Origin of the sequence: Leucobacter chromiisoli (assembly GCF_016522505.1) — a bacterium.
In the GTDB taxonomy this organism is placed as follows: Bacteria; Actinomycetota; Actinomycetes; order Actinomycetales; family Microbacteriaceae; genus Leucobacter; species Leucobacter chromiisoli.
Genome location: NZ_JAEHOH010000010.1, coordinates 146,755 through 173,124 on the forward strand (window position 1 = coordinate 146,755; position 26,370 = coordinate 173,124).

A 26,370-nucleotide genomic window follows, 5' to 3' on the forward strand; every position below is an offset into this window, starting at 1 on the left:
GCCAAGCGCTTGCGCAATTAGTTGCGCAAGCGCTTGGCTTCCCGTAACCTCGCAGGCAGGCAGCGCGATGACCGCGCTGCGGACGCGGCAGGCCGCCCGCATCGAAGCGGTCGGATGAAGAGTACGAAGGAGTACGAGATGGCCCGGGTACGCAGATGGATCGCGAGCGCCGCCGCGCTCGCAGCAGCGGCCGCGCTGGCGGGGTGCGGCGCATCGGAGGGGACGACGACGGGAGACGGCGAGACTCCGGAGGGCGTGACGATCGGCTTCGTGCCGGGGATCGCCTCCGACCCGTTCTTCGTCGCCATGCAGCAGGGCGCCGAGGAGCACGCGGAGGAGCTCGGCGTCGAGCTGATCTGGCAGGGTGCCCCGGACGAGTACTCGCCGCAGTCGCAGATCCCGTTCGTCGAGTCGATGATCACCCAGCAGGTCGACGGCCTGATCGTCGTACCAACCGACCCCGACGCCCTGCAGGCCAGCGTGGTGAGTGCCGTCGGCGCCGAGATCCCCGTCGCGACGGTCGACACGACGGTGACCGACCAGAGCGCGCTCGTCTCGCACATCACGGGCGACAACCTCGACGGCGGGCGCATGGCGGGGGAGACCCTCGCCGAGCAGATCGGCGGCGAGGGCAAGGTATTCCTCATGTCGGGTTCCCCCACCGCCACCACCAACACGCTGCGCGAGCAGGGTTTCCGGGAGGCGCTCGAGGAGTACCCCGACATCGAGCTCGTCGGAGTCGAATACGCCAACAGCCAGCCAGCCAACGCCACGTCAGCGGTGAGCACGATCCTGCTCGAGCACCCCGACCTCGCCGGTATTTTCGCCGTTGACGGCACCTCGGGCACCGGAACCGTCGCCGCGCTGCGCAATGCCGGCGTCGTCGGCGAGATCGCCCTGATCGGCTACGACGCTTACGACAACCAGGTGGCCGACCTCGAGGCCGGCGTCTACACCGCCCTCGTCGTGCAGAAGCCGGGCGAGATGGCCGCGCTCGCGATCGACTCCATTCTCGCGGCGATCGACGGCGACACGTCGTCGGTCGAGCAGGAGGTCGTCATGGAGAACGTGGTGATGACGAAGGAGAACTTCGATGAGACCGGCCAGTACCAGTACCCGAACTGACGCGGGGGCGGGAACCGCGGTGCGAGGCCCCGGCGGTGCGATCGCCGGGGCCGGCGGATCCCCTGAGGGCGTCGGGCCGAGGTTGCGCCGGATCCTGCTCAGGCAGGACACGGCCCTGCTGCTCGTCCTGCTGATCATGGTCGCGTTCTTCACGGTCATGAACCCGCTCTTCCTGTCGCGACCGGCGTTCGCGACGATCCTGCAGGACTGGGCGCCCGTGATGCTGCTCGCGATCGGGCAGACCTACGTGATCATGACGGCGGGCATCGATCTATCGGTCGGCTCCACGCTCGGGCTCTCGGGCGTCACGGGGGCGCTCGTCATCCGGGCCCTGACCGAGGGCGGCCAGCCCGCGGCGATCGCGATCGCGGTCGGTGTGGTCGCCGCGCTGCTGGTCGGCGCGGTGGTGGGGGTCGTCAACGGCCTGCTCATCACGAGAGTCGGCCTCGCCCCCTTCATCGCAACGCTCGCGACGATGGGGGCGGGAGCCGGGATGACGCTGGTCGTCACCCGCGGCGTCCAGATCGCGGGCGGCCCGTCCGAGGTCATCGCCCTCGGCACGACGAAGTTCCTGGGGCTCGTCACAGTTCCGCTGATCGTGGTGTTCGTCGTGCTCGCGATCGCGTGGGTCGTGATGGAGCAGACGCAGTTCGGCCGCTGGACGCAGGCGATCGGATCCAACGGCTTCGCCTCGCGGGGCGCGGGCATCAACGTGAACCGTCACCTGATGAAGGTGTACGTGCTCTCGGGCGTCACCGCGGCGCTCGGCGGGCTGTTCGTCTACTTCCGGCTGGGATCGGGATCGCCGACCTCGGGGCTCGGCTTCGAGCTGCAGGCCATCGCGGCCGTCGTGATCGGCGGCACGAGCCTGTTCGGCGGCAGCGGCCGCATGTCGGGAACGGTGCTGGGCGCCCTCATCACAACCTCGGTGCTGTCGGGGCTGATCCTGATCGGCGTCGGCCCCTACTGGCAGCAGGTCGTCGTCGGCGTGCTGATCGCGGGTGCGGTCGGCGTGCAGCAGCTGAGTTCGGTCAGGCAGTCGAGAGGAGCGAGCCGTGGGTGAACGCACACCGGTATACGAGGCGAGGAACGTCTCCAAGTCGTACGGGAGCGTCGTCGCGCTCGAGAACGCCAGCCTGTCCCTCCACGCGGGCGAGGTCATCGGGCTCGTCGGCGACAACGGAGCCGGCAAATCGACGCTCGTCAAGATCCTCTCGGGAGCGCTCGCGCCCGACGACGGCACGATCCTGATGGACGGCAGCGAGCACTCCTGGAAGTCGCCGCGCGACGCCCTCGAGTCGGGCGTCGAGACCCTCTACCAGGACGCGGGGCTCTGCCCGGATCTCACCGTCAGCGGCAACGTGTTCCTGGGCCGGGAGATCCGGCGCCCCGGGGTCCTGGGCAAGCTCGGGTTCCTCGACAAGCAGGCGATGGAGCGCGAGGCCGCCGCGTCGCTGGATCGCGCGGGGATCGGCTTCGCGGGGGTGCGCCGCACCGTCGACCAGTTCTCGGGCGGTCAGCGGCAGGCGGTGGCGATCGGCCGTGCGGTCGCGTGGGCGCGCAAGGTGGTCATCCTCGATGAGCCCACGAACCACCTCGGCGCCCGTCAAGCCGGAGAGGTGCTCAACGTCATGAGGCGGGCGAAGGAGCAGGGGCTCGGCGTGATCTTCATCTCGCACACCCTGCCGCACGTGCTCGAGGCCACCGACCGTGTGGTCGTGCTGCGGCTGGGGCGCGTGGTAGCCGACCGGCCCACCTCGAGCTTCACGCCCGACAGCCTGCTCAAAGTCATCACCGGTCTCGCCGAGGAGGCTCCGCTGTGAACACACAACCGACGATCACCGATCCCTCTGTCGCGGCGTCGCGGCCGCAGCTGCAGCTCGCGATCGACGCGCCGGAGCACCTCGCACTGATCCCGCGCCTGCGCCGCTGGTTCGACATCATCGAGGTCGGCACGCCCGTGCTCAAGCGGTTCGGGCTCTCGGCGATCACCACCGCTCGCGAGCTGGGGCGCGGGATCCCGGTGCTGGCCGACACCAAGACGGTCGACGGCGGAGCGCTCGAGGCCGAGATGGTGGGCGCCTCGGGCGCGTCGATGATGACGGTGGTCGCCCACGCGGCCCCCGCCACCCGGCGCGTCACGCGCGAGGTGGCCGCCCGCTACGGCGTCACCGTCGTCTACGACACGATCCTCGACGGGGAGTTCCCCGCGGAGTCGCTGCGCGACGACCGCGACGGCGGCGGCCCGGACAGCGGTGGCCCGGGCGCGGGCGAGGAGATCTGGCTCGCACTGCACAACGCCTCCGACGCCCGCCTCGCGGGCCAGGGGGACGACGCCCACATCGAGCGCGTCGGCGCCAGGCGACGGGCGGGATTCCGCGTCTCGCTCGCCGGCGGTATCGGCCGCGACAACCTGTCGCGCGTACTCACCAACCCACCGGAGGTCATCGTGATCGGCTCGTCCGTGACCGGCGCCTCCCGACCCGAGGAGGAAGCGGAATGGATCGCGGCACAGATCGCCACGGAGCGTGGCTGACCACCACCGGGGAGCTCGCGGAAGTCGCGGAGCGGCTCGACGCCGACGCGTACGAGGCGTTCGCCTCGCGCTTCGACGGGCTGAGCGCCTCGTCGCGGGTGTTCTTCACCGGCCAGGGACGCTCCGGGCTCGCGGCCCGTATGGTCGCGATGCGGTTCATGCACATGGACCTGCCGTCGTCGTTCGTGGGGGAGGCCACGGCGCCCTCGATCGCGGCGGGCGACACGCTCGTCGTGATCTCCGGCTCGGGCAAGACGCCGGTGAGCGTGAACTTCGCCGAGGTCGCCCGCGGCGTCGGCGCGAGGGTGCTGCTCGTCACGCACCAGCAGGAGTCACCGCTGCAGGATCTCGCGGACGCGGCCATCGTGATCCCGGCGACGTCCGCGCAGTTCGGCGGCACGCTGTTCGAGGAGTCGGCGCTCGTGCTGCTCGACAGCATCGTGCTCGACCAGATGAACCGCAGGGGTACGCCGCACGAGTTGATGGCCGCGCGCCACACCAACTTCCTCTGACGGCCGGGACTGACGAGTGGAGGTCCACGTGATGGAGCCCGCGGTCGGCATCGTCGGCGACGCCCTGATCGACGTCGTCACCGACGCCAGGGGGGCCGTCGAGCATCCGGGGGGAGCGGGGCTGAACGTGGCAGTCGGCATCGCCAGGCTCGGGGGCCGCGCGATGCTGGCCGCGCCGTTCGCCGACGACGCGAGAGGCCGGGGGCTGAGACGGCTCCTCGGAACCGAGGGGGTCGAGGCGGTGCCGCTGCCGGGCGGGCGCGCGACCGGCGTCGCCGAGTCGTCGACCCGCGACGGAGAGCCGAGCTACTCGTTCTCGGACGAGATCCGGAACCGGCACTACACCTATCCGGAAGACGCCGAGCGGCGACTCGGCGAGTGCCGGGCCGTGGTGGTCACGTCGTTCCCAATGGGCGATCCGGAGGAGGTCGAGCGGCTGACGGCGCTGCTGTCGCGCATCGGGATCCCCGTCGCGGTCGACGCGAACGCCCGCGCGGCGCTGCTGCCGGATCGCGACGCGTACCGGAGGGGGTTCGAACGGCTCGCCGGCATGGCCGCGCTCGTGAAGGTCAGCACCGAGGATCTCGGGCTCCTCTACGGCGACGGGAACGATGCCCGGGGCCCCGGCGCCCACGCCCGCGGGCTCCTCTATCTCGGCGCTGCCGCCGTGGTCGAGACCGCCGGCGCGCGCGGCGCGACCGTGCACACGCCGGAGGGGCGCTCGAGCATCTCCCCGCCACCGCTTCCCGAGCCCGTCGTGAACTCGATGGGGGCGGGCGACGCACTGATGGCGCGGCTCGCCCTCGACCTCGGCTCCCCGCGGTGGCCGGGCAGCCTGGTCGGGTGGCCGGCCGTGCTGGGCGACGCCGTGGCGATCGCCTCCGAGACCTGCCGCATCGACGGCGCGCTGCTGCAGGCACCCGACTCTCGTGCGAGGAGCACCGCATGGAACTGAACGACGGGTCGCTCGAGCGGCTACCCGAGCGGATCGCGCGCCCCCGCTACGACCGCGCGGGTCTCGCTCCGGGCATCGTGCACATCGGGGTCGGCAACTTCATGCGCGCGCACCACGCGCTCTACCTCGACGACCTCATGAACCGCGGCCTCGCGCTCGACTGGGCGATCAGCGGCATCGGGCTGATCTCGCCGAACGCCCCCGCGCGCACCGCCATGGGGCCGCAGGACTGCCTCTACACCCTCACCGAGAAGCATCCGGACGGCCGATGCGAGAGTCGGGTCGTGGGGTCGATCAGCGAGTACCATTACGCGCCGGACGATCCCGAGCTCGCGATCTCCAGGATCGCCAGACCCGAGACCCGCATCGTCTCGCTGACCATCACCGAGGGCGGCTACGACGTCGACGACCGCACCGGGGAATTCCTCGGGCGCTCCGCGATCGTGCGCGCCGACCTCGAGGCGGAGCGCTGCACCCGCAGCGCCTTCGGACTGGTGCTCGAGGCCATGCGGATCCGCCGGGATCGCGGCGACGGCGGGCTCACGGTCATGTCGTGCGACAACATGCAGGGCAACGGGCGCGTCGCGCAGGCGGCGTTCCTCGGGTTCGCGCGCCGCAGGGATCCGGATCTGGCGGCCTGGATGGAGCGGAACCTCTCGTTCCCCAACTCGATGGTCGACCGGGTGGCCCCGCGCACCTCCGACGCCGACCGCGCGCATCTGCTCGAGCGCTACGGGCTCGACGACCGGTGGCCGGTCACGGCCGAGCCGTTCCGCCAGTGGGTGCTCGAGGACGACTTCGCCGCGGGCCGACCGCCCTACGAGGAGGCCGGGGTCGAGATCGTGGACGACGTCGTGCCCTACGAGCTGATGAAGCTGCGGCTCGCGAACGGCACGCACCAGGCGCTCGCCTACTTCGGCAGGCTCCTCGGGCACACGTACGTGCACGAGGCGATCGTCGATCCCGACATCCGCCCCGTACTGCTGCGATACATCGACGAAGAGGCGATTCCGACGCTCGCCCCGATCCCCGGCCAGGATTTCCGGGCCTTCGGCCGCACGGTGCTCGAGCGGTTCGGCAATCCGCAGCTGCAGGACACCCTCGTGCGGATCTGCGAGGAGACCTCGGACCGGATCCCCAAGTTCCTGCTGCCGGTCGTCTTCGACCGGCTGGGCGCCGACGAGCGGGCCGACGTCTGCGCAGCGGTGGTCGCGAGCTGGGCCCGATACGCGGAGGGCGTCGGAGATGACGGCGAGCCGTTCGAAGTGCGGGATCCGCTGCGTGAGCAGCTGATGGAGCGGGCGGGCCGCCAGGGGGAGGAGCCGCTCGCATTCCTCGGCAACCGCGAGATCTTCGGCGATCTCGCGGATCGACCGGAGTTCGTCGGGCCCTACCTCCGGGCGCTGACCTCGCTCCGCGAGCGTGGGGCCAGGGAGACGCTCGGCGAGTTGAAGCGCCCGCCCTCGGGCGGGTGAGCCGGGAGGGAGCGGCACCTCGGACGGCCACGGGCATCGCACCCGCGCGCCCGACGCACCGGAGGTGAGAGGATCGAGGGCATGGACGCTGAGCACGAGACCGCCGCCGAGACCGCACCCGTCGAACCGCCTGCCGCCGCTGTGGAGGCGGGGCTCCGAGCGGCGGTCGAATCGGGACTGCCGCGGGCGATCGCGGAGCTGGAGCGGCTGGTGCGCATCCCGTCCGTCTCGTGGCCGGCCTTCGACCCCGCCCGCGTCGCCGAGAGCGCCGAAGCCGTCGCCGAGCTGCTGCGCGACACCGGCGTCTTCGAGACCGTCGACATCCGGCGAGCGCCGGTCGAGGGCGGCTCGGAACCGGGGCAGCCCGCCGTGGTGGCGCGTCGGACCGCGCGGAACGGCAGGCCGACCGTGCTGCTCTACGCGCACCACGACGTGCAGCCTCCCGGCCGGGACGAGGCGTGGCAGACGCCGCCCTTCGAGCCGGTACGCCGCGAGAGCCCCGACGGCGAGCGGCTCTACGGGCGCGGAGCCGCCGACGACAAGGCCGGCGTCATGGTGCACGTGGGCGCCATCCGCGCGCTCGCCGCGACGCTCGAGGGGCTGGGCCCCGATCTCGACCTCGGCCTCGCGGTGTTCATCGAGGGCGAGGAGGAGTGGGCCTCCCGATCCTTCGGCAACTTCCTGCGCGAGAATCGCGAGCTCCTGGCGGCCGACGCGATCATCGTCGCCGACTCCGACAACTGGGACACCGAGACCCCGGCCATCACGGTCGCGCTCCGGGGCGCCGTCGCCTTCAACCTGCGCGTCGACACGCTCGATCGCGCCTCCCACTCGGGGATGTTCGGGGGTGCGGTGCCCGACGCGATGCTCGCCGCGGTCCGGCTGCTCGACACGCTCTGGGACGCCGACGGCGCCGTGGCGGTCGAGGGGCTCCGCTCGGCGGGCCTCGAGGTGCCGGCCTACGACGCGGATCGCCTGCGCTCCGAGACCGGGCTGCTCGACGGGGTGCAGCCGATCGGCCGCGGCGAGATCCTCTCCCGCCTCTGGTCGGAGCCGGCGATCACCGTCACCGGCATCGACGCCCCCGACGTCGCGAACGCCTCGAACACGCTCATCCCCGGAGTCAGGGTGCGCATCAGCGCGAGGATCGCACCGGGCCAGGACGCCGGCGAGGCCTACGAGGCGATCCGGGAGCACCTCGAGCGGAACGCCCCGTTCGGCGCCCGCCTCGACTTCGAGGACGTCGACGCCGGCCAGCCGTTCCTCATCGACACGGGCGGGTGGGCCGTCGAGGAGATGCGGGCGGCGATGCACGCCGGATGGGGCCGCGAGGCCGTCGACACCGGTATCGGCGGATCGATCCCGTTCATCGCCGAGCTGGCCGAGGAGTTCCCCGACGCGCAGATCCTCGTGACGGGCGTCGAGGATCCCGACACCCGCGCGCACAGCCCCAACGAGTCGCTGCACCTGGGCGTCTTCGAGCGGGCGCTGCTCAGCGAGGCGATCTTCCTGGCGCGGCTCAACGGGCGCTCGGCGTAGCGCAGCGGGCGTTTCGCGAGCGGATGGGGGATTCGCGAGTGGATGCCTGAATCGCGCACCGGGACCGTGTCTCGGCCATCCGCTCGAGAAAGAGCCATCCACTCGCGGCGTAGAGGATAATGAGCGCATGGCCGAGCCGAAGACGAAACCCACCGATCAGAGCGTCCGCGCGTTCCTCGAGGCCGCGACCCCCGCCCGCCGCCGCGAGGACGGGCTCGCGCTCGCCGCCGTGTTCCACGAGGTCACGGGCGCCGATCCGGTCATGTGGGGCCCGTCGATCGTCGGCTACGGCAGCTACCGCTACGTCTCCCCGGCGAATCCGCGCACCCGCGGCGACTGGCCGAAGGCCGGCTTCTCGCCGCGCAAGGCGCAGCTCTCGATCTACGGGCTGAAGGATCTGCCCGAGGGCGCCGCGCTGCTTCCGGATCTCGGCACGTACACCGAGGGCGCGGGCTGCGTCTACGTGAAGAAGCTCGACGACATCGACCTCGACGTGCTGCGCCGGCTCATCGCGATCGCGTGGTCGCGCGAGGACGATCCCGAGCCGGCCTGATCCCGCACCGGCCGCTCAGGCCCGGCGCCGACCCCGGCCATGTCGACTCGGGCCCGATCCGCCGCCCGCCGCTCAGGCCCCGAGCACCCGGGCCGCCTGGCGCGCGGCGCCGAGCGCGACGTACTCGCCGGGGGTCGGCACCTCCACGGGGAGGCCGAGGATCTCGGGTGCGATTCGACGCACCGCCTCCGACTGGGCTCCGCCGCCGATGAGCAGCGCGCGCTCGAGCGGGACGTTCAGGCCGCGCAGCGCCTCGACGCCCGCGCTGAGCCCGCTGAGCATGCCCTCGACCGCGGCGCGGGCGAGATTCTCCCGGGTGGTCGACGCGAGCGTCATGCCGCTGAGCGAGGCGGTCGCGTCGGGCAGGTTCGGGGTGCGCTCACCCTCGAAGTAGGGCAGCAGCGTCAGGCCCCCGGCCCCCGGCTCGGCCTGCAGGGCGAGGTCGCTGAGCTCGCCGTGGTCCACCCCGAGCAGGCGCGCGATCGCGTCGAGCACGCGTGCAGCGTTGAGCGTGACGACGATGGGCAGGAAGCCGCCGTCGGCGTCCGCGAAGCCCGCGACGGTGCCGCTCGGGTCGATGGTGCGCTCGGCGCTCACCGCGAAGACGGTGCCGCTCGTGCCGATCGAGACGACCACGTCGCCCGTGTGCGCCCCGACGCCGAGCGCGGCCCCGGCGTTGTCGCCCGCACCTGGGCCGACGCGACGCCCGCGCGCGTCGGCGACGCTCTCGAGAGGGCCGAGCACGCGGGGCAGCAGCGCGTCCCCGCCGAGCGCCGCGGACAGGATCTCGCGGTCGTAGTCGCCCGAGTCGGGGCTCCAGTAGCCGGTGCCGGACGCATCGGAGCGATCGGTGACGAGCTCGTCGAGCGCCGGGTTCTCGGGGCCGAAGCCGCGCAGCCGCCAGGTGAGCCAGTCGTGCGGAAGCGCCACCGCCGCGACGCGAGAGGCGTTCTCGGGCTCGTTGTCGCGCAGCCAGCGCAGCTTCGTCACCGTGAACGAGGCTACGGGCACGACGCCGGTGCGGCGCGCGAACTCCGCCGCGCCGAACTCCTCGATCAGATCGAGCGCCGAGCCGGCCGAGCGGGTGTCGTTCCACAGCAGCGCGTCCCGGATGACGCGCCCCTCGTCGTCGAGCGCGACCATGCCGTGCTGCTGGCCGCCGATCGCCCACGCCTCGACATCGTCGATGCCGCCCGCGTCGGCGATGGCGCTCTGCAGTGCGGTCCACCACGCTTCAGGATCGACCGAGCTGCCGTCGGGATGGGAGGCGCGCCCCGAGCGGACGATCTCGTCGCTCGCGGTGTCGACGATCACGACCTTGCACGACTGCGTCGACGAATCGATACCCATCACCAGTGCCACGGCGTCTCCTTGTACACGTTGCTCGGGAACCGTCCGCCGCGCGGCGGACGACCGTATTCAGAATGTATCAGTCCCGGTGGACCCGGTTCCGACCCCGCGGTGCCCGGCGGAGACGCCCGGCCCCGCCGGGGTTCAGGGCTGGAGCTCGGACTGCACCTGCAGCAGGTGCGCCTCCAGATCGCCGTCGCTCGCCTGGTCCCACGGCACACCGTTGACGACCACCGTCGGGGTGGAGCTGACGGGCCGGGGGCCGCCCTCCAGGCCCAGCATGCCCTCGCTCGTGGCGACCCTCGTGTTCTCGTCGAAGAAGTCGTCGAAGGGCACCTCACGCACGCAGCCCTCGAGCTCCTCGTCGACGATCGCTCCCGCGTCCTCGGCGACGTCGAGCAGCTCGTCGGCGGTCAGACCCTCCGTGCCCTCGGCGGGCTGCACGTCCGGGCTCAGCAGGAGGCCGTGCGCCGCGAAAGCGGTCTCCGGCTGCTGCTCGACCAGGCACCCGAAGAGATTCGCGGCCCGCGTCGAGTACTCGCCGCCCATCGACATGCTGTCGAGGAAGTTCAGCGGGTAGACCTGCAGGGTGATGTCACCGGCGTCGACGAAGTCCTCGAGCATCGTGCCGTAGGTCTGTTCGAAGGATCCGCAGGCGGGGCACATGTAGTCCACGTACACCGTCACGTCGAGCGGCAGCGCATCGCGGTCGACGTCGGGCGCGACCCGATCCTCGAACTCGGCGAGCGCGGGGGTCGGCATCACCGTGAAGCCCTCCTCGAAGACGGCGCCGCCCGAGAGCATGTTCTCGGGGGCGTAGCCGAACCGGGAGTCGGAGTCCGGCGCCTCGAACGGATCCGGGCCCTCCGCGCTGCGGGACGCGGATTCGGCGGCGGAGAACAGCGCCCCCATCGTCACGCCGAAGACGCTGAGCATGACGATCAGGACGATGGCCGTGAGCACCTGGACGCCCAGCATCACGTAGCCGATGATGGTGCCGGCGAGCGCGAAGCCCTGGCCTCGCGTGCCGTCGCGCTTCGTCTGCTTGAGCGCGATGTGGCCGCAGATGATACCGACGAGGCTGACGAAGAAGGAGCCGATGAAGGCCACGAGCGCGAGCGGGTTCATCGGGGGCTCGAGCTGAGGCTGGCCCTGGTACGGGGAGTACGGGGGCTGCGGGCCGCCCGCCGGCGGGATCGGGGGATACCCACCCGCCGGAGGGGCTGATGGTGCCGGCGGGGCCGGCGGGGCTGCTGGTGCCGGAGGGGCTGCTGGTGCCGGCGGGGCCGGCGGGGCTGCAGGCGGAGCGGGGGGCTCCGGCGGCTGCGGCGGGGTCTGCGGGGCCGGAGGGCCCGAGGGGGTGCCGGGTTCCCGGCTCTGCGGCTCCCCGTCGTGCGCGGCGTCGCCGGGGTTCTGCTGGTCAGACATCGTTCTCCCTCTGCTCCCTCTGCTCCGGTGGTCGCTCCGCACAGGACGCGCCCGCGCGTGCGCCTCCAGTCTGGCATCCTCGTGCGCGCGCCGGAACTCTGCGCCGTCGCGGAGGTGCGGATCCGGCTGCATGGCCTAGCGTGGAGGCATGGAGTTCATCGGCGCACGCCCCGCGGTAGACCTGACCTATTCCGACGTGTTCCTGGTGCCCAGGCACTCGACGGTCGGCAGCCGCCTCGGCGTCGATCTGGCGCCGCACGACGGCACGCCCGCGACGCTCCCGCTCGTGGCCGCCAACATGAACTCGGTCACCGGCCCGCGTCTCGCCGCCGTGCTGGCCCGGCGCGGGGGTCTGGGCGTGCTGCCGCAGGATCTGCCGCTGCCCGACCTCGAGGCCGCGATCCGCTGGGTGAAGGCTCAGCCCGTCGAGTGGGACACCCCGATCGTGCTGCCGCCCTCGGCGACCGCGGCCGACGCGCTCCGCCTGGTGCCGGTCGCCGAGGGGCACGGCGTGGTCGTCGCCGACGACGCGGGTCTGCCGCTGCCGCTCTCCGCGGTGCACGGCGTCCTCGCCGCGACCCGGCTCTCCTCGGTGCCCGACGATGCGAGGCTCGGAGACCTCATCCACGGCGAGGCCCCGACGATCGACGCCGAGGGGCTTCGCACGCCGCGGCAGACCTTCGACGCGGTCGAGGCGGCCCTGACCCGGACCGGCGCGGAGACGGTCTGCGTCGTCGCCGACGGCGCCCTCGTGGGCACCCTCACCCGCCGCAGCGCGCTGCGCAGTTCGCTCTACCGCCCCGCGGTCGACCGCGACGGACGTCTCGCCGTGGTCGCGGCGGTCGGGATCAACGGCGACGTCGCGGGCAAGGCCAGGGCACTCGCCGCGGCGGGCGCCGACGCGCTCGTGGTCGACACCGCACACGGGCACCAGGAGGGCATGCTGCGCGCCCTCCGCGCGGTCACCGGGCTCGGGCTCGGCATCCCGATCGTCGCGGGCAACATCGTCACCGCCGACGGCGTGCACGACCTCGTGAACTCCGGAGCGAGCATCCTGAAGGTCGGCGTGGGTCCGGGCGCGATGTGCACGACCCGCATGATGACCGCCGTGGGACGGCCGCAGTTCTCCGCGGTCCTCGAGACCGCCCAGGCCGCGCGGGAGATCGGCGCCCACGTCTGGGCCGACGGGGGAGTGCGGTATCCCCGCGATGTCGCGCTGGCGCTCGCGGCCGGCGCCTCGTCGGTGATGATCGGATCCTGGTTCGCGGGAACCGCGGAGTCGCCGGGCGAGCTGCTGAGCGACGGCTCGGGGCGGCAGTACAAGGAGTCGTGGGGCATGGCCTCGACGAAGGCGGTGCAGGCCCGATTCGGGGGCCTCGACGCGTACGAACGGGCCCGCAAAGAGCTGTTCGCGGAGGGGATCTCCTCCTCGAAGATCTACGTCGATCCGCTGCGTCCGGGAGTCGAGGACCTGCTCGACATGATCACCTCGGGAGTGCGCTCCTCCTTCACGTACGCGGGCGCGCCCACCCTCTCCGACTTCCACGTCCGCGCGCACGTGGGGCTGCAGTCGGCCGCGGGCTACGAGGAGGGCAAGGCGCTCCCGGTGAGCTGGTGATCAGTGCCGCTGCCGCGCCGGCCCACCGAGCAGACCGAGGTCATTCCGGCCCTCGGTCGCCGGCCGCGCCGGGAAGGGTGAAAGAATGGAGGGGTTGGCTCGAACGCCCGACCCCGGAAGAGGAGCACAGGTGAAGTACATTTCGACGCGCGGCGGCATGGAGCCGGCCCCCTACAGCGCGGTCCTGCTGGAGGGCCTCGCCACCGACGGCGGCCTCGTGGTTCCCGAGACGGTGCCCGAGGTGGGGGCCGCGCAGATCGAGGCCTGGCGCGAGCTCGACTACGCGTCGCTCGCGACCGAGATCCTGAGCCTCTACGCCACCGACATCCCGCGCGAGGATCTCGAGCGCATGTGCCGCGCGGCCTACAGCCCCGAGAACTTCCTCGCCGAGGAGGTCGTGCCGCTGACGCCGATCGGCGAGGCGAACGGCGCTCCGCTGAGCGTGGTGGGCCTCTCCGAGGGGCCGACCCTCGCGTTCAAGGACATGGCGATGCAGTTCCTCGGGCAGGCGCTCGAGCACGTGCTCGCGAAGACCGACCGCACGCTGAACATCGTCGGTGCCACCTCGGGCGACACGGGCTCCGCGGCGGAGTACGCGCTTCGCGGCAAGGACGGCATCGCGGTGTTCATGCTCTCGCCGCAGGGCCGCATGAGCGCGTTCCAGCGGGCGCAGATGTACTCGCTCACCGATGAGAACATCCACAACATCGCGGTCGAGGGCGTCTTCGACGACTGCCAGAACCTCATGAAGGCGCTCTTCGAGGATCTCGAGTTCAAGCGGGCGAACCATCTCGGTGCGGTGAACTCCGTCAATCTCGGGCGTGTCAGCGCGCAGATCGTCTACTACTTCTGGGCGTGGCTGCGGGCCACCGATGCGCTGTCCGAGCAGGATCGCGCTACCGCGAAGGTCTCGTTCACCGTGCCCTCGGGCAACTTCGGCAACATCCTCTCGGGGCACTTCGCGAGGGCGATGGGCCTGCCGATCCACCGCCTCGTGCTCGCCACCAACGAGAACAACGTGCTCGACGAGTTCTTCCGCACGGGCGTGTACAAGCCCCGCGGCGCCGCCGAGACCTATGCGACCTCGAGCCCGTCGATGGACATCTCGAAGGCGTCGAACCTCGAGCGCTTCGTCTTCGACCTGCTCGGCCGCGATCCCGAACGCCTGGCGGCGACGTGGGGCGAGCTCGCCGCCGAGGGGCAGATCGATCTCTCGGCCGAGCTGCCGCGCTTCGAGCGCGAGTTCGGCATCGTCAGCGGCACGAGCAGCCACGCCGACCGGGTCGCCACGATCCGCTCCGTGCACGAGACGAGCGGGGCGGTGATCGACCCGCACACCGCCGATGGCGTGAAGGCGGCTCGTGAGTACGCGGAGGCGGGGGTGCCCATGCTCGTGCTCGAGACGGCGAAGCCCGCGAAGTTCCCCGAGATCGTCGTGGAGGCGATCGGGGAGACGGAGCCGCTGCCCGAGCATCTCGCCGAGCTGCTGGATCTGCCGCAGCGCGTGGTGGAGATGCCCGACGACGCGGCGGCGCTGCGGGAGTACGTCGCCGCCCGCGCGCTCAAGCCGTAGCTCCGGTCCCTGCGGACGGCGGGAACGCCCGAAATCGGACGACGCCCTCCGAAACCGCGTAGTCTAACGACGGTACGGCTGTGAACGAATCGGAGCTCGGGGAGGGCAGGATGGTGTTCGGAAAGCGGTCGCGCACCCGCGACACGGCACGGGCAGGGGCGACGAGGACGGCCGAGGCCGCGCGCGGGGCGACGTCCCGCTTCATCGACGCCGCTGACGGCGCCGCTCCCGCCCCGGGGGTGCGGGGCGCCTGGGCCGAGGGCTTCGGCCTGCTCGCCACCCGCTCGCTGCAGATCATCATCGTGCTGATCCTGACGGCCGGGATCATCTGGGGCCTGCGCGCCCTGACCACGGTCGTGATCCCGATCCTGCTCGCCCTGATCTTCGCGAGCACGTTCGCTCCCGTGATGGCCTGGCTGCGCAGGCGTCGGGTGCCCGACGCGCTCGCGACGGTCATCGTGCTGCTCGGCATCCTGCTCCTGCTGTCCGGGGTCGGCTGGCTCATCGTGTGGGCCGTGAGGGATCAGTGGGACGAGCTCTCCTCGCAGGCGCAGGACGGTTTCTTCCAGGTGGTCGACTGGGTGCAGACGCTGCCGTTCGCGCCCGACGCCGCCCAGATCGCCGAGTGGCAGGACCGGGCCGTCGAGTGGACCACCGAGTTCCTGACGAGCGCTCAGTTCGGCTCCGGAGCCCTCGCCGGGGTCGGGATCGTCGCGAACTTCGTCACCGGGCTCGTACTCATGATCGTGGTGCTGTTCTTCTTCCTCAAGGACGGGCCGAGGATCTGGCACTTCCTCCTCCGCCCCTTCCGCGGCCACCACCTCGCCCGTGCCGAACGCGCCGGCAAGAAGACGGTCGAGACGCTCGGCTCGTACGTGCGCGGCACGGCGTCGGTCGCAGCGGTCGACGCCATCGGCATCGGCATCGGGCTCGCGATCCTGCAGGTGCCCCTCGCGCTGCCGCTCTCCGTGCTCGTGTTCATGCTGTCCTTCATCCCCCTCGTGGGCGCGACCGTCGCCGGGATCCTCGCGGCCCTGGTCGCCCTCGTGACGCACGGCCTGTGGAGCGCGGTGATCGTGGTGGGCATCGTCGTCCTCGTGAACCAGCTCGAGGGGAACCTGCTGCAGCCCGTCCTCATGGGGCGCGCGCTGAAGCTGCACGCGCTCGTGATCCTGCTCTCCCTGACCATCGGCACCGTGCTCGCGGGCATTCTGGGAGCCGTGCTGGCCGTGCCGATCGCCGCGGTCGCCTGGGGCATCGTGAAGGTCTGGGACGGCCCCGACACCGCGGCGAGGTGGGCGAGACCGCATCCGTGGGAGCTCGAGGAGGCGTAGGCCCTCCCGCCTCGCCCTTGCCGCGCTCCGGCGTCCGCCTTGCGGCGCTCCGGCGTCCGCCTCGGCGTCGCGGTGCCGTCGCGGCGACTCCGCCCCTCGACTAGGCTGGGCCCGCGGAACGACGGAACACCAGGGAGGTGCGCGATGCGGACTCGGGTCTGGCTGATCGTGCAGTTCCTCGCATTCGGGCTCCTGATCGAACCGCTGCTCCCGACGGGTCCGGCGCAGTTCCTCCAGGTGCTCCTGTTCGCGCTGATCGGCGCGCTCGTGCTCGCGTCGGCGACCCCATTGCTCGTCAGGCTCCTCTCCCACCTGCTCGGGATCGCCCCCGGCGCTCCTCCACGGTTCGTGCGCGCGGCGCCGATCCCGCTCTTCCTCCGTCCCTGCGCCGCCGGCTCGCGCGGTACGGTGCGCGTTCGCGCCCCCTCCGCGTCCGCCCGGCCCCTCGGGTAGCGCGCACCGTCTCGTTCTCGCCGCGACGCACGGCGTCTTCGTCGATCTCGGTCTCCCTCGCGTGCCTCCCGCTCGGGCAGATGCGCCGATCGATCACGTCGAACGAAAGAGACGACCATGCCCACCGCACCAGACCCGACGCCGAACACGCGCCCTCCGATCCTCACCGCCAGCGATGCCGCCGTCACCGTCGACGGAGCGGTGCTGCTGCCGGCGACCAGCGCGGAGGCCTCGCCCGGAGAGTGCCTCGCCGTGCTCGGCCCGAACGGAGCGGGCAAGACGACGCTGCTGCGCGTGCTGGCGGGGAGGCTCCGCCCGACCGCCGGAACCGTGAGGCTCCGGGGCGGGCCGCTCGACGAGCGCAGCGCCGCGACCCGCCGTGAGATCGCCGCGCTCATCGACCCTCCGGCGCTCTACCCCGATCTCACCGTGCGCGACCAGCTCGTCCTCATCGACGCGGCCTGGGCGGGCTCTCCCGACGGAGCAGAAAGCGGGATCATGGCGGGGCTGGGCACGGCCGCCCTCGCACGCTTCGACCTCGAAGCCCTGGGCGACCGGTTCCCCCACGAGCTCTCGAGCGGGCAGCGGCAGCTGGTCTCCCTCGCCGTGACCTTCGCGAGGCCGATGAGCGCGCTCCTGCTCGATGAGCCCGAGCAGCGGCTCGATCCCGGGCGCCGGGGACTCGTGGCCGAGGCGATCGCGGAGGCACGGAGCCGCGGCGTTGCCGTCGTGTTCTCATCTCACGACGCGGGCCTCGTCGAGCGCCTCGCCGACCGCCGTCTCCGGGTCGGCGCATGAGCGCCCCGGAGAGGCGGGGCGCCCCGGGGAGGGGCGTTTCGGCCGGCCATGCGTCGGTCGGCCGCCTGCTGCGCGCGGGCCGGCCTGCGCGCGGGCTCGACATGCCGTATCGCGTCTACCTGGGCGCGATGCTCGCGCTCACCGCGATCGCACCTCTTCTGCGGGTCGGTGTCCTGCGGATCGCCGAGGCGATGCCCGTCCTCGAGGCCGTTCCCGTGCCGATCGTCGCGGCGATCCTGACCCTCGTCTCGGCGCTCGTCGTGCTCGCGGGGGCGCGGATCGGCCCGGCGCGAGCAGATCTGCCGCGCATCGACCTGCTGCTCACGGCGCCGCTCTCGCGGCCGCGTCTGCTCGCGGGCTCGCTCGTGCGCGGCATCGCGCTCGGGGCGGCCGTCCCGGCGCTGGGCGCCGCCCTGGTGGGGGCGGCGCGGCTGCTGCGCGGCGAACTCGACCCGTGGCTCGGCGCCGCCCTCGTCCTGGGCGCCGTCGGTCTCGGGGTGCTGACGGCGGTCGGCGCGCTCGTCGGCCAGCTCGGGCGACGCGTGCGCGCCGCCTCCGCCGCTGCGCTCCTCGCGCTGACGGTCGTGCAGCTCGGGATCGGCGTCGCCTCGCTCGCCGGTGCCGGAGGTGCTGCCGGTGCCGGGGGTGCTGCCGGTGTCGGGAGCGTGATCGCCTGCGGCCGGGCATCGGCGATGGACCCCTGGTCCGGCTTCGCCGCGGTGCTGCTCTCGGCCGCTCTCGATCCGGAAGCCTGCCCGGGAGGCGATCCCGCGGCCGTGCTCTGGCCCGCGATGCCCGCGCTCGTCTGCGGCGGCCTCGCGGCGCTGAGCGCGCCGTGGCTGACAGGACGCCTGCGCTGGGAGACGCTGCGGGAGCAGGCCGCGCTGTGGAGCTCCGTCAGCGCGCTCGCGATCACCGGCGATTCGCGGGTCGCGGCGGCGCGGCTGGGGGCGCCGGTGCGCATCGGCAGGCGGTGGCGGTGGTCGCGGCGGTGGTCGCGTCGGCGGTCGGTGCGGAAGTCACGGGGCGGACTGTGGCGGGTCATCGCGGCCCGCGACCTGCTCGGCATCGCGCGAACGCCCGCCCGAACGCTCGCCGCAGCAGCGGCGCTGCTCGGCTCCGGACTCGGCGCGGGAGCACTGGCAGCCGGCCCCGGGCGCGCTGGTGGATTTCTCGCCGTCGATCCGCAGCTCGCATGTCTGCTCGGCGCCGCCGCGGCGATGGCGTGCTGCTCGGCGATCGTGCCGCTGTGCCGCGGACTTCGCGTCGCCGCGGAGGGGGTGGGCAGCCCTCCGCTGCTGCCGCTGTCTCCCGGCGCGCTGCTGCTGCGCCATCTGCTGGTGCCCGGTGCGCTCGGCGCGGCGCTGCTGACGGGGGGAGCGGCGCTGGGGGTCTGGGCCTTCGGCATGGGGCATCAGCCCGGCGCCGCAGAGCTGCTCCGCCTCGGAGCGACCGTGCTCGCATTCCTGGGAGCCGCCCTGCTGCTGCGACTGCTGGCCGCGCTGAAGGGGCCGCTGCCGCAGCGGCTGCTCGCGCCCGTGCCGACTCCCATCGGGGATCTGGCGGGGGTGCACGTCTTCCTCTGGACGTTCGACGGCGCGATCCTCGCCGTCATCGTCGGCGGTGCGCTCGGCCTGCTGTGGCTGCACACGGCGGCGACGGCACCCCTCGCGGCGGTTGCCGGGTCGGCCCTGCTCGCGGCGGCCCTCGCGCTCTGGACGCGCTCGCGACTCGGCGCTTCGCGGGGGTAGGCGGTGCGCTCGCCCGTCCTGCAGCGCTCAGCGCGGCAGAACGGGCGAGCGGGCGGCGGCCTGGATGAGCGGGGTGAGCGCGTGGTGAGCAGGTCTCCGGGTGCGGGCAAAAACGGCGGAATCACTCGCGACGCGCCGTCGTGCACGGTCCGATTTGAAACGTCTCGAGAACCTATGCCACAATATATGAGTTGCCAGGGCAGCGGAGGAACCGCCGGCCCGGGTTGTACACGGCCCCATCGTATAGCGGCCTAGTACGCCGCCCTCTCACGGCGGTAACGCGGGTTCGAATCCCGCTGGGGTCACCAACAAGAAAACCCCCGCTCAGGCGGGGGTTTTCGCGTTCCTACCGTAGTTCGTGCGGCGCGAAACCCCACCGTTCACAGGGACGCGGCACTGATGAGCTGCATCTCACGCCTCAGCCTCATGTTCTCTGGGGGTCGACTCGCCCCAGTTCTTATGCGGCGAGGTGCCGCCGATCCCCGGGTTGAAGATGTTGCAGGGATCGAGTTGTGTGAAGTGAGCTTCCAGCGCCGACGGGAGCTGATAGAGACGGCCGAAGTTGTGCTCTGCCGGGATGGCCGCGCCACGGGCTTCGAGTAGTGCCGTCATCCGTTTCTTGAGTTCCGTCGGATCGACTCCCTCCTTTGCGACATGGTCTTGATGGAGTACATGGCAGAAGAAGTGGCCGTAGTACGAACTCACAGCGAGCTGTTCGGCGATCTCAGGCGGGAGTGTCTCGAGCCAGTCTTCGTCGTCGCGCCTCAGCGCGACGTCGAAAGTGATCATGCCGGCGCTGTCCTTGCGATGCAGGTTGTAGTAGCGCGTCATCGCGCTGGCCGCTCCGAAGCGGTGGAGCATCGCGCTTGTGGCCTCGTCGTCGGTACAGACGAAGAAAGAACCGCTGCGCCCGGACTGTGCGAAGAAGGAGCTGAGGAATGCCTCGGTCTCCTGCTTCTGCGTGTCGCCGACGACCATGAGCAGATGGTGCTCGAAACGGTCGCGGTAGTCGCGCATGCGTTGCGGCAGATGTTCGGGCAGCAGACCGAATGCTCGCTGCGCGATCGTGTCTGCGAAGGTCGGGCCGAAGAACGGCAGTTTTGCGAAGATACCGTTCGCCCAGCTCTTCACTGCGAACAGCCGCCCGACCTGCCGGCTGCCGGCGTACTTCAACCCGACGAAGGTGTCCTTGCCGTACTTCGCCGCGAGGTCGAATGCTGAACGCCCGAGGTACTCGCCCGAGATCGGCAGCTGGCTTTCCGATCGAAGGATATCTCGGCGCAGTTGTTCGAGCTCAGATGGGCGTTCCGTGCCGATGTAGAAGGTAGTGGTGTTCTTTTCTTTCGGGAAGGTGGGTGTGCGGACGGCGAACACGAAGATCTTGCCCGCACACCCCGAGGCCTCGAAGAGGAAACCAGGGTCGGCGTTGAAACGTGCCGGCGTGCCGACGATCCGGCGCACGTGATCGCTGTACGGAACGCGACTGCCCTCCTGCGGCGCGGCTGCGGCATCCACGGCGCCCCAGACGCCGCTCTGCAGGCTGTCGAGCACGTGCACAGGATCATCGCCGAGTTCGATGCCCAGGTGGTTGACCAGTTTGATCTTGCGATCGATGCCGACTTGGGCGTATATCGCATGTGCTGTGAAGGCGGGGCCCTTGCGTACCTGGCTCCCGCCGGAGTTGTTGGCGATACCGCCCACCACTGAAGCGCCGATCGAGGTGGATCCGATCACCGAATGGGGCTCTCGCCCGTGCGGGGCGAGGATCTCCTCGAGCTCATGAAGCGTGGAGCCGGCGAGACAGACGGCCTCACGGGCGTCGTTGATCAGGTAGATCTGGTTGATACGCAGTGTCGAGATGATCACGATCTCCCGGTCGTAATCCTGGTCACCGGGACCCGATCCGCCGGTCAGCCCGGTGTTCGCCGCCTGCGGGATGACGATGAGATCGCGTTCGACGCACACCTGCAGAGCACGCCATATCTCGACGAGATTGCCCGGGCGGAGCACCGCGAGCACTCTCCCCGATCCGAATCGGTTGCCCTTGACGTACCGCTCGGTGGAGCGCCCAGTCGTGAGCACATTCGCTTTCCCCATGATGTCGACGAAAGCGCTCACCGCCGTCGCCGAGTCTTCAGGCCGCGTGCGTCTCATCGTTCTCGCCGCCGTCCGATCGTCTTGCAGAGGGGCGTTGCGGTGGAGTGAAAATGGAAGCCAGACTCCTGGTCCGGTGAGAGCGGCTCATGGGGTCGACGACTGGATGTTCCATCCCGGCCTCGGAGCGGGTGCTGCCCACCTGCACGGGCACTGGCCGGCCGAAGGTCGGAGGGGCCGCCCGATGCCGGAGAGTCCGCGGACTTGACAACCATAACCTGCTCAACTCCGAAGTCGTTCGATGATGCGGAGCGTGCGTTGTTCCGGATCGAGCTCGATCAGGTCGCCCGTCCGCACCGTCTCGAGCAGCTCGACATCGAAGCCCGCGGCGATGGGGATGCCCGCGGTCACTGCGCCCTGGACCATGACGGGATTGGTGTCGCCCAGGATCAGGCCGGCGAAGCCGATTCCTCGCTTCGCCATGGCCATGAGCGCCCACCCGCCCGCGACGCCGCCCTGCACGCCCGGCGCGATGAACAAGCGATCGGTGATGGAGGAGCCCCGCAGCGGATGATCGATGCGGCTGACGACGCCGTTCACCCGGTCGAGGTCGTAGCGGGCGCTGAACGGAACCGTGCTGACGAGGGCGCGGGCCCGCACGGTGGGACCGATCGCGCGAGCGAGGGAGAACCGGGTTGCAGTGGATTCCATTTCTCAGATCTCCTCGGTCGAGATGACGATGCAGTCCTCGGTCGTGCGGATCGAGGGTTGGTAGCCGTGGGCGCGGACGATGTTCGCCAGCTTCGCGGAGTTCGTGGTGAGCGTCGACCAGCCGAACTCCTCGCGCTGACTGGCGGGATCCATGAGATACCAGCAGGTGTCGTGGATGATCTTCACCCCCGCTGCGCGGAGCCGCTCGGCGTATCCGAGCCGCTCCGCCTCCTCTCCGACCATCCGGTTCGTCGTCAGGATCATCGTCGTGCCGTCTGCGACCCGGCGTCCGAGCATCAGCTGATCGATGCGGGCCACCTCGAACAGCGATAGCTGCGGCGCGGTGAAGACCGTGACGCTGGGGGCCTCGCCCGCACCGGGCTCGAGGAAGGCGTCGAGCTCGGCCGCGGAGAGGGACGAAGCGGCCAGAAGTGGATTGCCACGGGTCGCCTCCTCGAGCGTCGGCGCCTCCGGCGTCACGCCGACCACGTGGAACATCGCCATCGAGCCGTAGCTCGCGATGGCGGCGGCGAGATGCTTGAGGTCGTCGGTGTCGGGAGCGCTGCCGGCGGGCACCCGGATGGCGGCCACGTTGTCGTAGCCGCGGTACCGCTGGCCGACGAGAGCCCCCACGGCCCCCCAGTGCGCGGGATCGGTGAGCTCGGCGTCGACCTCGACCAGGTAGCGCGCGGCCCGGTTCTCGTCGAGGTGGAAGCCGTAGGCCGGCGTGCGGCCGGTGATCCCTGCGAGGAGGGAGGCGCTGCCGGCCTCGTAGTTGGTGCGGGCGCCGAGCACCGCGTTCGCATAGGCGACGGTGCCCGTGTCGCCCCAGGCGACGTGCTCGCCTCGCTGGGGCTGGTAGACGGTCTGGTAGCCGATGCAGGTGTTGACCGCCATCGCCCCGAGAGAGGCGAGGAGCTTGCGCACGAGCAGCTCCTCCTCTGCGAGGTGGGTGGACTGCGCGAGCTCGTCCATCGACTCGAGGTCGACGCAGATGGCGTTGCGGGTGGTCGGGATGCGGCACCGCCCCCGCCCCTCGACGAGTTCCTCGAGGTACTCCCTCCCCGCTGTTCCGAAGACCTCCGGGTCCCCCGTGAAGTGGGCGTTGGATATCTCCACGAAGCCCCGTGCGCCGAAGAACTCCCCGACGAGCATCTGCTCGCGAAGCGCCGCCGCGACTGCACCGCCGGAGTCGAGCATGTGCTGCTCTTCAGGTGTGAGGATCATGGGTGATCTCCTTTGGAGACGATTAGATACGTTACATATAGACTTATAGCTGAGATCGGAAAGCACGGCAAGTGGATGTTCTGCTCTATAACGCCCGGATCATGCTGAACTGTAAGAAAAAAAGGATTGTGGATTCCGATGCTCTCCGCTAATCTCGTCCAAGAGATGTTGAATAACGTTTGTCATTGAACACAGGAACTAGTCGGATTCGACTCGCTACATTCAAAGGAGAAGCGATGCGAGACAGCGCGGTGCAGGTGCCGAAGATCGAGTTCATCGGTGTCGAGAGGGTCTTCGACCCGCCGACGAAGTCCGCATCGACGGTGACCGCTGTCTCGGGCCTCGACCTCGCGGTCGGGAAGTCCGAGATCGTCTCGATCGTCGGCCCGACGGGATGTGGCAAGTCGACTGCGATGAACCTCGTCGCCGGTTTCGACGAGCACACCGACGGCCGGCTGCTGCTCGGCGGGCAGACCATCCACGGTCCCGGTCCCGACCGCTCGGTCGTGTTCCAGCACGCGGCCCTCTTCCCCTGGATGAACGTGCTCGAGAACGTCGTGTTCGGGGTCAAGACTCGCGGCATGCCGAAGGACGATTACCTCGAGAAGGCGGCGACCCTGCTGAAGGCGGTCGGCCTGACCGGCTTCGAGAAGCACTACCCCTACCAGCTCTCGGGCGGCATGCAGCAGCGCGTGCAGATCGCGCGCGCCCTCATCTCGAGCCCAGAGGTGCTCCTCATGGACGAGCCCTTCGGCGCGCTCGACTACCAGACGCGCATCCTCATGCAGCACCTGCTGCTCGAGCTCTGGGAGGAGTTCGAGCCCACGATCCTGTTCATCACGCACGACATCGGCGAGGCGATCTACATCTCCGACCGGGTTATCGTGATGACCGCCCGCCCGGGCCGCGTCAAGCTCGACGTGACCGTGAGCGAGCCCAAGCCCCGATCACTCGACTTCCTCACCTCGTCCACGTTCACCGAACTCGAGCACCAGATCCTTGAGTCGGTCCAGGAAGAGATCACCGCCGCGCGCGCAGCCGCGGCCTAGTAATGCACACAGTGAAAGCAAGGAGAAGCGTTCATGTCGAAGAAGACACGGATCATCGGTGCACTCGCCGCAGTCGGTCTCGCCTTGGGCGTGAGCGCATGCAGCGGGGGCGCCTCCGCCGGGGGCGATTCGGGCGGCAGCGGCTCGACGGACGCCCCGATCAAGTTCGAGTGGGGCATGGCGACCGGGTCGTATCTGGCCACGTACATCGCGCTCGACAAGGGCTACTTCGCCGACGAGGGCCTCGACCCCAACATCCAGGTGTTCCAGTCGGGCGCCCCGATGCTCGCCGCCTTCGAGAGCGACAGTCTCGACGTGGGCACCGTCGGCCTCGCCACCGTCTTCGCGCTCGGCAAGGACATCGACATCCGGTACTTCGGCCTCGAGGGCGACGCCTCCGCGGCCTCCGGTCTCGTCGCGCGCGAGGGCAGCTCGATCCAGAGCCTCGAAGATCTCGCGAACGGCAGCCCCGTCGGCGTGCCGACCGGTACCTGCGCGATGGTCTCGGCGTATTACGCCGCAGAATCGATCGGAGCGGAGTTCAACGATATGAACGTGGTCGACGTCGTGCCGAACCTCTACGCCAACTCCTTCGAGAGCAACTCGATCGAAGCCGGCTTCTCATGGTCGCCGTTCATCGTCGATCTCGAGGACGCGGGCAGCGAGATCATCGGCTGGGACGCCGAGTGGGTCCCCGGAGGTGGCAGCTGCCCCGAGACTCAGTTCGGGCGGGGCGATTTCCTCGACGAGCACCCGGAGGTGCCGGAGAAGATGCTGCGGGCGCTCGATCGCGCCTGGGCCGACATCCGAGCAGACCGGAGCATCGCCGTCGATGCGCTCGTGGAGCGCCTGAGCGTCTCCCGGGAGACCGCGGTCGACGTCGTGGACCGCTACGTCGATGCGCAGCCCGAGCTCGCCGACCTGCTCGACCCTTCCAACCGCTTCGCCTTCGTCGGCGACGAGGGTCTGGTGGCCCAGCTGGAGGTCGCGTCCGACGCCTTTGCGGCTCTTGACGTGATCGAGGCCCCGATTCCCCTCGAACGGCTCCAGTCCGCCGTCGACTCGAGCGCGATCGAAGCGGTGGTCAACGGCGAGTAACCCGGTCCCAGCAAGACGATAGTGAAGGAGAATGATGTTCACATCGAAAGCCGTGCGCGTGATCGGTGCCGTCGCCATCGCCGGGCTCACCCTCAGCGGGATCAGCGCCTGCTCCTCCGGCGGCACCGGTGCCGAGAGCGGATCCGACGGCGAAGGATCGGGTGCGGAGACCCCGATCGAGTTCGAGTGGGGCGTGCCGACCTCGGCCTACGTCGCCCTGTACGTGGCGGAGGACCAGGGGTACTTCGAAGACGAGGGCCTGGCTCCGAACTTCCAGACCTTCCAATCGGGCGCCCCACTCCTCGCAGGCCTGCAGAGCGACAGCCTCGACATCGCGACGAGCGGCCTGGCCTCGGTGTTCGCACTGGGGCAGGGCATCGACATCCGGATCTTCGGCTTCGAGGGGGGCACGGACATCACGGAGGGGCTCGTCGCCCGCGCGGGCGGGTCGATCCAGTCGATCGATGACCTGGCGAACGGCGCGCCGGTGGGTGTCGCTACCGGGACCTGCGCGCAGATATCTGCTCTGTTCGCGGCGAAGAAGGCCGGCCTCGAGTATTCCGACATCAATGTGGTCGACCTCGCGCCGAACCTGTTCGCCAACTCGTTCGAGAGCGGGTCGGTCGATGCGGGCTTCTCGTGGTCGCCGTACATCCTCGACCTGCAGCGCGACAGCGGCGCGACGATCATCGGGTGGGACACGGACTGGGTGCCCGGCGGCGCGAGCTGCCCGCAGACCCACTACGGCCGCAGCGAGTTCCTCGACGAGCACCCGGATGCGGCGGTGAAGATCGTGCGCGCTCTTGAGCGGGCCTGGGCTGATCTTCGCGAGGATCCCCAGATCGGCGTCACCGCGCTGCTCGACCGTATGGGTGGCTCGGAGGAGACCGCCCTCGAGGTCGTCGAGCGCACGATCGAATCGCAGCCCACGCTCGAGGATCTCGCCACCGCGGGCAGTGCGCACAGCTTCGTCGGAACGGAGGGGATCGTCCGCCAATTCGACCAGGCGGCGGACGCCTTCGTAGACCTCGGCGTGATCGCGGAGCCGCTCTCAGCGGAGACCCTCAAGAACGCCGTCGACCCGACTGCTCTCGAAGCGGTCTTCGCGGGCGAATAGACAGCACTGAGATCAGCCGGCGGCGGGCACCGCAGACCCGCCCATCGTCGCCGGCAATCGAACGGAGAAGACGA

Annotated in this window: 22 protein-coding genes, 1 tRNA gene and 1 pseudogene; 19 read left to right on the forward strand and 5 right to left on the reverse strand. The window is 70.6% G+C overall.

Annotated features, from left to right (window positions below):
* Positions 1-114: 114 nt before the first annotated feature.
* The 9 genes from JD276_RS08370 (at position 115) to JD276_RS08410 (ending at position 8,695) form a co-directional block, all read left to right on the forward strand.
* Positions 115-1,125 carry an ABC transporter substrate-binding protein gene (locus JD276_RS08370; protein WP_200115188.1) on the forward strand — a complete coding sequence of 337 codons (1,011 nt, stop codon included), beginning with the start codon at positions 115-117 and terminating at the stop codon, positions 1,123-1,125.
* On the forward strand, positions 1,094-2,188 hold the full coding sequence (locus tag JD276_RS08375; RefSeq protein WP_200115189.1) for an ABC transporter permease: 1,095 nt from the start codon (positions 1,094-1,096) through the stop codon (positions 2,186-2,188). Before JD276_RS08370 ends, JD276_RS08375 begins: the two co-directional genes overlap by 32 nt.
* The gene (locus JD276_RS08380; protein ID WP_200115190.1) at positions 2,181-2,948 is read left to right on the forward strand and encodes an ATP-binding cassette domain-containing protein; all 768 of its coding nucleotides are present in this window, start codon (positions 2,181-2,183) and stop codon (positions 2,946-2,948) included. The genes JD276_RS08375 and JD276_RS08380 overlap by 8 nt, the downstream gene beginning before the upstream one ends.
* Positions 2,945-3,661 (forward strand): orotidine 5'-phosphate decarboxylase / HUMPS family protein, encoded by a 717-nt coding sequence (locus JD276_RS08385; protein ID WP_200115191.1) that lies wholly within the window; start codon positions 2,945-2,947, stop codon positions 3,659-3,661. The genes JD276_RS08380 and JD276_RS08385 overlap by 4 nt, the downstream gene beginning before the upstream one ends.
* A complete protein-coding gene (gene hxlB, locus JD276_RS08390) occupies positions 3,625-4,173 on the forward strand; it encodes a 6-phospho-3-hexuloisomerase (RefSeq protein WP_200115192.1) in 549 nt (182 codons plus the stop codon). Before JD276_RS08385 ends, hxlB begins: the two co-directional genes overlap by 37 nt.
* A 31-nt stretch (positions 4,174-4,204) precedes the next feature.
* Positions 4,205-5,128, forward strand: coding sequence for a PfkB family carbohydrate kinase (locus JD276_RS08395; RefSeq protein WP_233615500.1), 924 nt, complete (start codon positions 4,205-4,207; stop codon positions 5,126-5,128).
* Positions 5,119-6,603: a mannitol dehydrogenase family protein gene (locus JD276_RS08400; protein WP_200115194.1), complete on the forward strand. Its 1,485-nt coding sequence runs from the start codon at positions 5,119-5,121 to the stop codon at positions 6,601-6,603. Before JD276_RS08395 ends, JD276_RS08400 begins: the two co-directional genes overlap by 10 nt.
* 81 nt (positions 6,604-6,684) lie before the next feature.
* The gene (locus tag JD276_RS08405; protein ID WP_200115195.1) at positions 6,685-8,142 is read left to right on the forward strand and encodes a dipeptidase; all 1,458 of its coding nucleotides are present in this window, start codon (positions 6,685-6,687) and stop codon (positions 8,140-8,142) included.
* A gap of 127 nt (positions 8,143-8,269) precedes the next feature.
* Positions 8,270-8,695, forward strand: coding sequence for a DUF1801 domain-containing protein (locus JD276_RS08410; protein ID WP_200115196.1), 426 nt, complete (start codon positions 8,270-8,272; stop codon positions 8,693-8,695).
* A gap of 72 nt (positions 8,696-8,767) precedes the next feature.
* Here the strand turns inward: JD276_RS08410 and xylB are convergent, their stop codons facing one another.
* Positions 8,768-10,057 (reverse strand): xylulokinase, encoded by a 1,290-nt coding sequence (gene xylB / locus JD276_RS08415; protein WP_200115197.1) that lies wholly within the window; start codon positions 10,055-10,057, stop codon positions 8,768-8,770.
* A gap of 132 nt (positions 10,058-10,189) precedes the next feature.
* Positions 10,190-11,173, reverse strand: a complete 984-nt coding sequence (locus JD276_RS08420) for a DUF4190 domain-containing protein (RefSeq protein ID WP_200115198.1) — start codon at positions 11,171-11,173, stop codon at positions 10,190-10,192.
* Between the two features lie 448 nt (positions 11,174-11,621).
* On the opposite strand from JD276_RS08420, the gene guaB1 reads away from it, so the two are divergent.
* From guaB1 to JD276_RS08455, 7 genes and pseudogenes are all read left to right on the forward strand, one after another.
* Positions 11,622-13,091: a GMP reductase gene (guaB1, locus tag JD276_RS08425; RefSeq protein ID WP_200115199.1), complete on the forward strand. Its 1,470-nt coding sequence runs from the start codon at positions 11,622-11,624 to the stop codon at positions 13,089-13,091.
* A gap of 130 nt (positions 13,092-13,221) precedes the next feature.
* A complete protein-coding gene (gene thrC, locus JD276_RS08430; RefSeq protein ID WP_200115200.1) occupies positions 13,222-14,664 on the forward strand; it encodes a threonine synthase in 1,443 nt (480 codons plus the stop codon).
* Between the two features lie 80 nt (positions 14,665-14,744).
* Positions 14,745-15,998 (forward strand): AI-2E family transporter, encoded by a 1,254-nt coding sequence (locus tag JD276_RS08435; RefSeq protein ID WP_307866503.1) that lies wholly within the window; start codon positions 14,745-14,747, stop codon positions 15,996-15,998.
* A gap of 144 nt (positions 15,999-16,142) precedes the next feature.
* A complete protein-coding gene (locus JD276_RS08440) occupies positions 16,143-16,451 on the forward strand; it encodes a hypothetical protein (RefSeq protein ID WP_200115201.1) in 309 nt (102 codons plus the stop codon).
* Positions 16,452-16,679: 228 nt separating this feature from the next.
* Positions 16,680-17,249, forward strand: a pseudogene (locus JD276_RS08445) (ABC transporter ATP-binding protein); the annotation flags it as partial.
* Complete coding sequence (locus tag JD276_RS08450) at positions 17,246-19,000, forward strand: hypothetical protein (RefSeq protein ID WP_200115203.1); 1,755 nt, start codon at positions 17,246-17,248, stop codon at positions 18,998-19,000. The pseudogene JD276_RS08445 and the gene JD276_RS08450, both read left to right, overlap by 4 nt.
* 232 nt (positions 19,001-19,232) lie before the next feature.
* Positions 19,233-19,308: transfer RNA gene (locus JD276_RS08455), tRNA-Glu, on the forward strand.
* 103 nt (positions 19,309-19,411) lie between these two features.
* On the opposite strand, the gene dld is transcribed toward JD276_RS08455, so the two are convergent.
* From dld to JD276_RS08470, 3 genes are all read right to left on the reverse strand, one after another.
* A complete protein-coding gene (dld, locus tag JD276_RS08460; protein ID WP_200115204.1) occupies positions 19,412-21,154 on the reverse strand; it encodes a D-lactate dehydrogenase in 1,743 nt (580 codons plus the stop codon).
* 222 nt (positions 21,155-21,376) lie between these two features.
* Positions 21,377-21,805, reverse strand: coding sequence for an aconitase X swivel domain-containing protein (locus tag JD276_RS08465; RefSeq protein ID WP_200115205.1), 429 nt, complete (start codon positions 21,803-21,805; stop codon positions 21,377-21,379).
* A 3-nt stretch (positions 21,806-21,808) separates the two neighbouring features.
* Positions 21,809-23,032: an aconitase X gene (locus tag JD276_RS08470; protein ID WP_200115206.1), complete on the reverse strand. Its 1,224-nt coding sequence runs from the start codon at positions 23,030-23,032 to the stop codon at positions 21,809-21,811.
* A 236-nt stretch (positions 23,033-23,268) separates the two neighbouring features.
* Here JD276_RS08470 and JD276_RS08475 point away from each other — a divergent pair, with 236 nt between their 5' ends.
* Genes JD276_RS08475 through JD276_RS08485 form a run of 3 tightly spaced genes read left to right on the forward strand, consistent with a single transcriptional unit; the run spans position 23,269 to position 26,296 of the window.
* Positions 23,269-24,081: an ABC transporter ATP-binding protein gene (locus JD276_RS08475; protein ID WP_200115207.1), complete on the forward strand. Its 813-nt coding sequence runs from the start codon at positions 23,269-23,271 to the stop codon at positions 24,079-24,081.
* Positions 24,082-24,114: 33 nt separating this feature from the next.
* Positions 24,115-25,179: an ABC transporter substrate-binding protein gene (locus JD276_RS08480; RefSeq protein ID WP_200115208.1), complete on the forward strand. Its 1,065-nt coding sequence runs from the start codon at positions 24,115-24,117 to the stop codon at positions 25,177-25,179.
* A gap of 31 nt (positions 25,180-25,210) precedes the next feature.
* The gene (locus tag JD276_RS08485; protein WP_200115209.1) at positions 25,211-26,296 is read left to right on the forward strand and encodes an ABC transporter substrate-binding protein; all 1,086 of its coding nucleotides are present in this window, start codon (positions 25,211-25,213) and stop codon (positions 26,294-26,296) included.
* Positions 26,297-26,370: the final 74 nt, after the last annotated feature.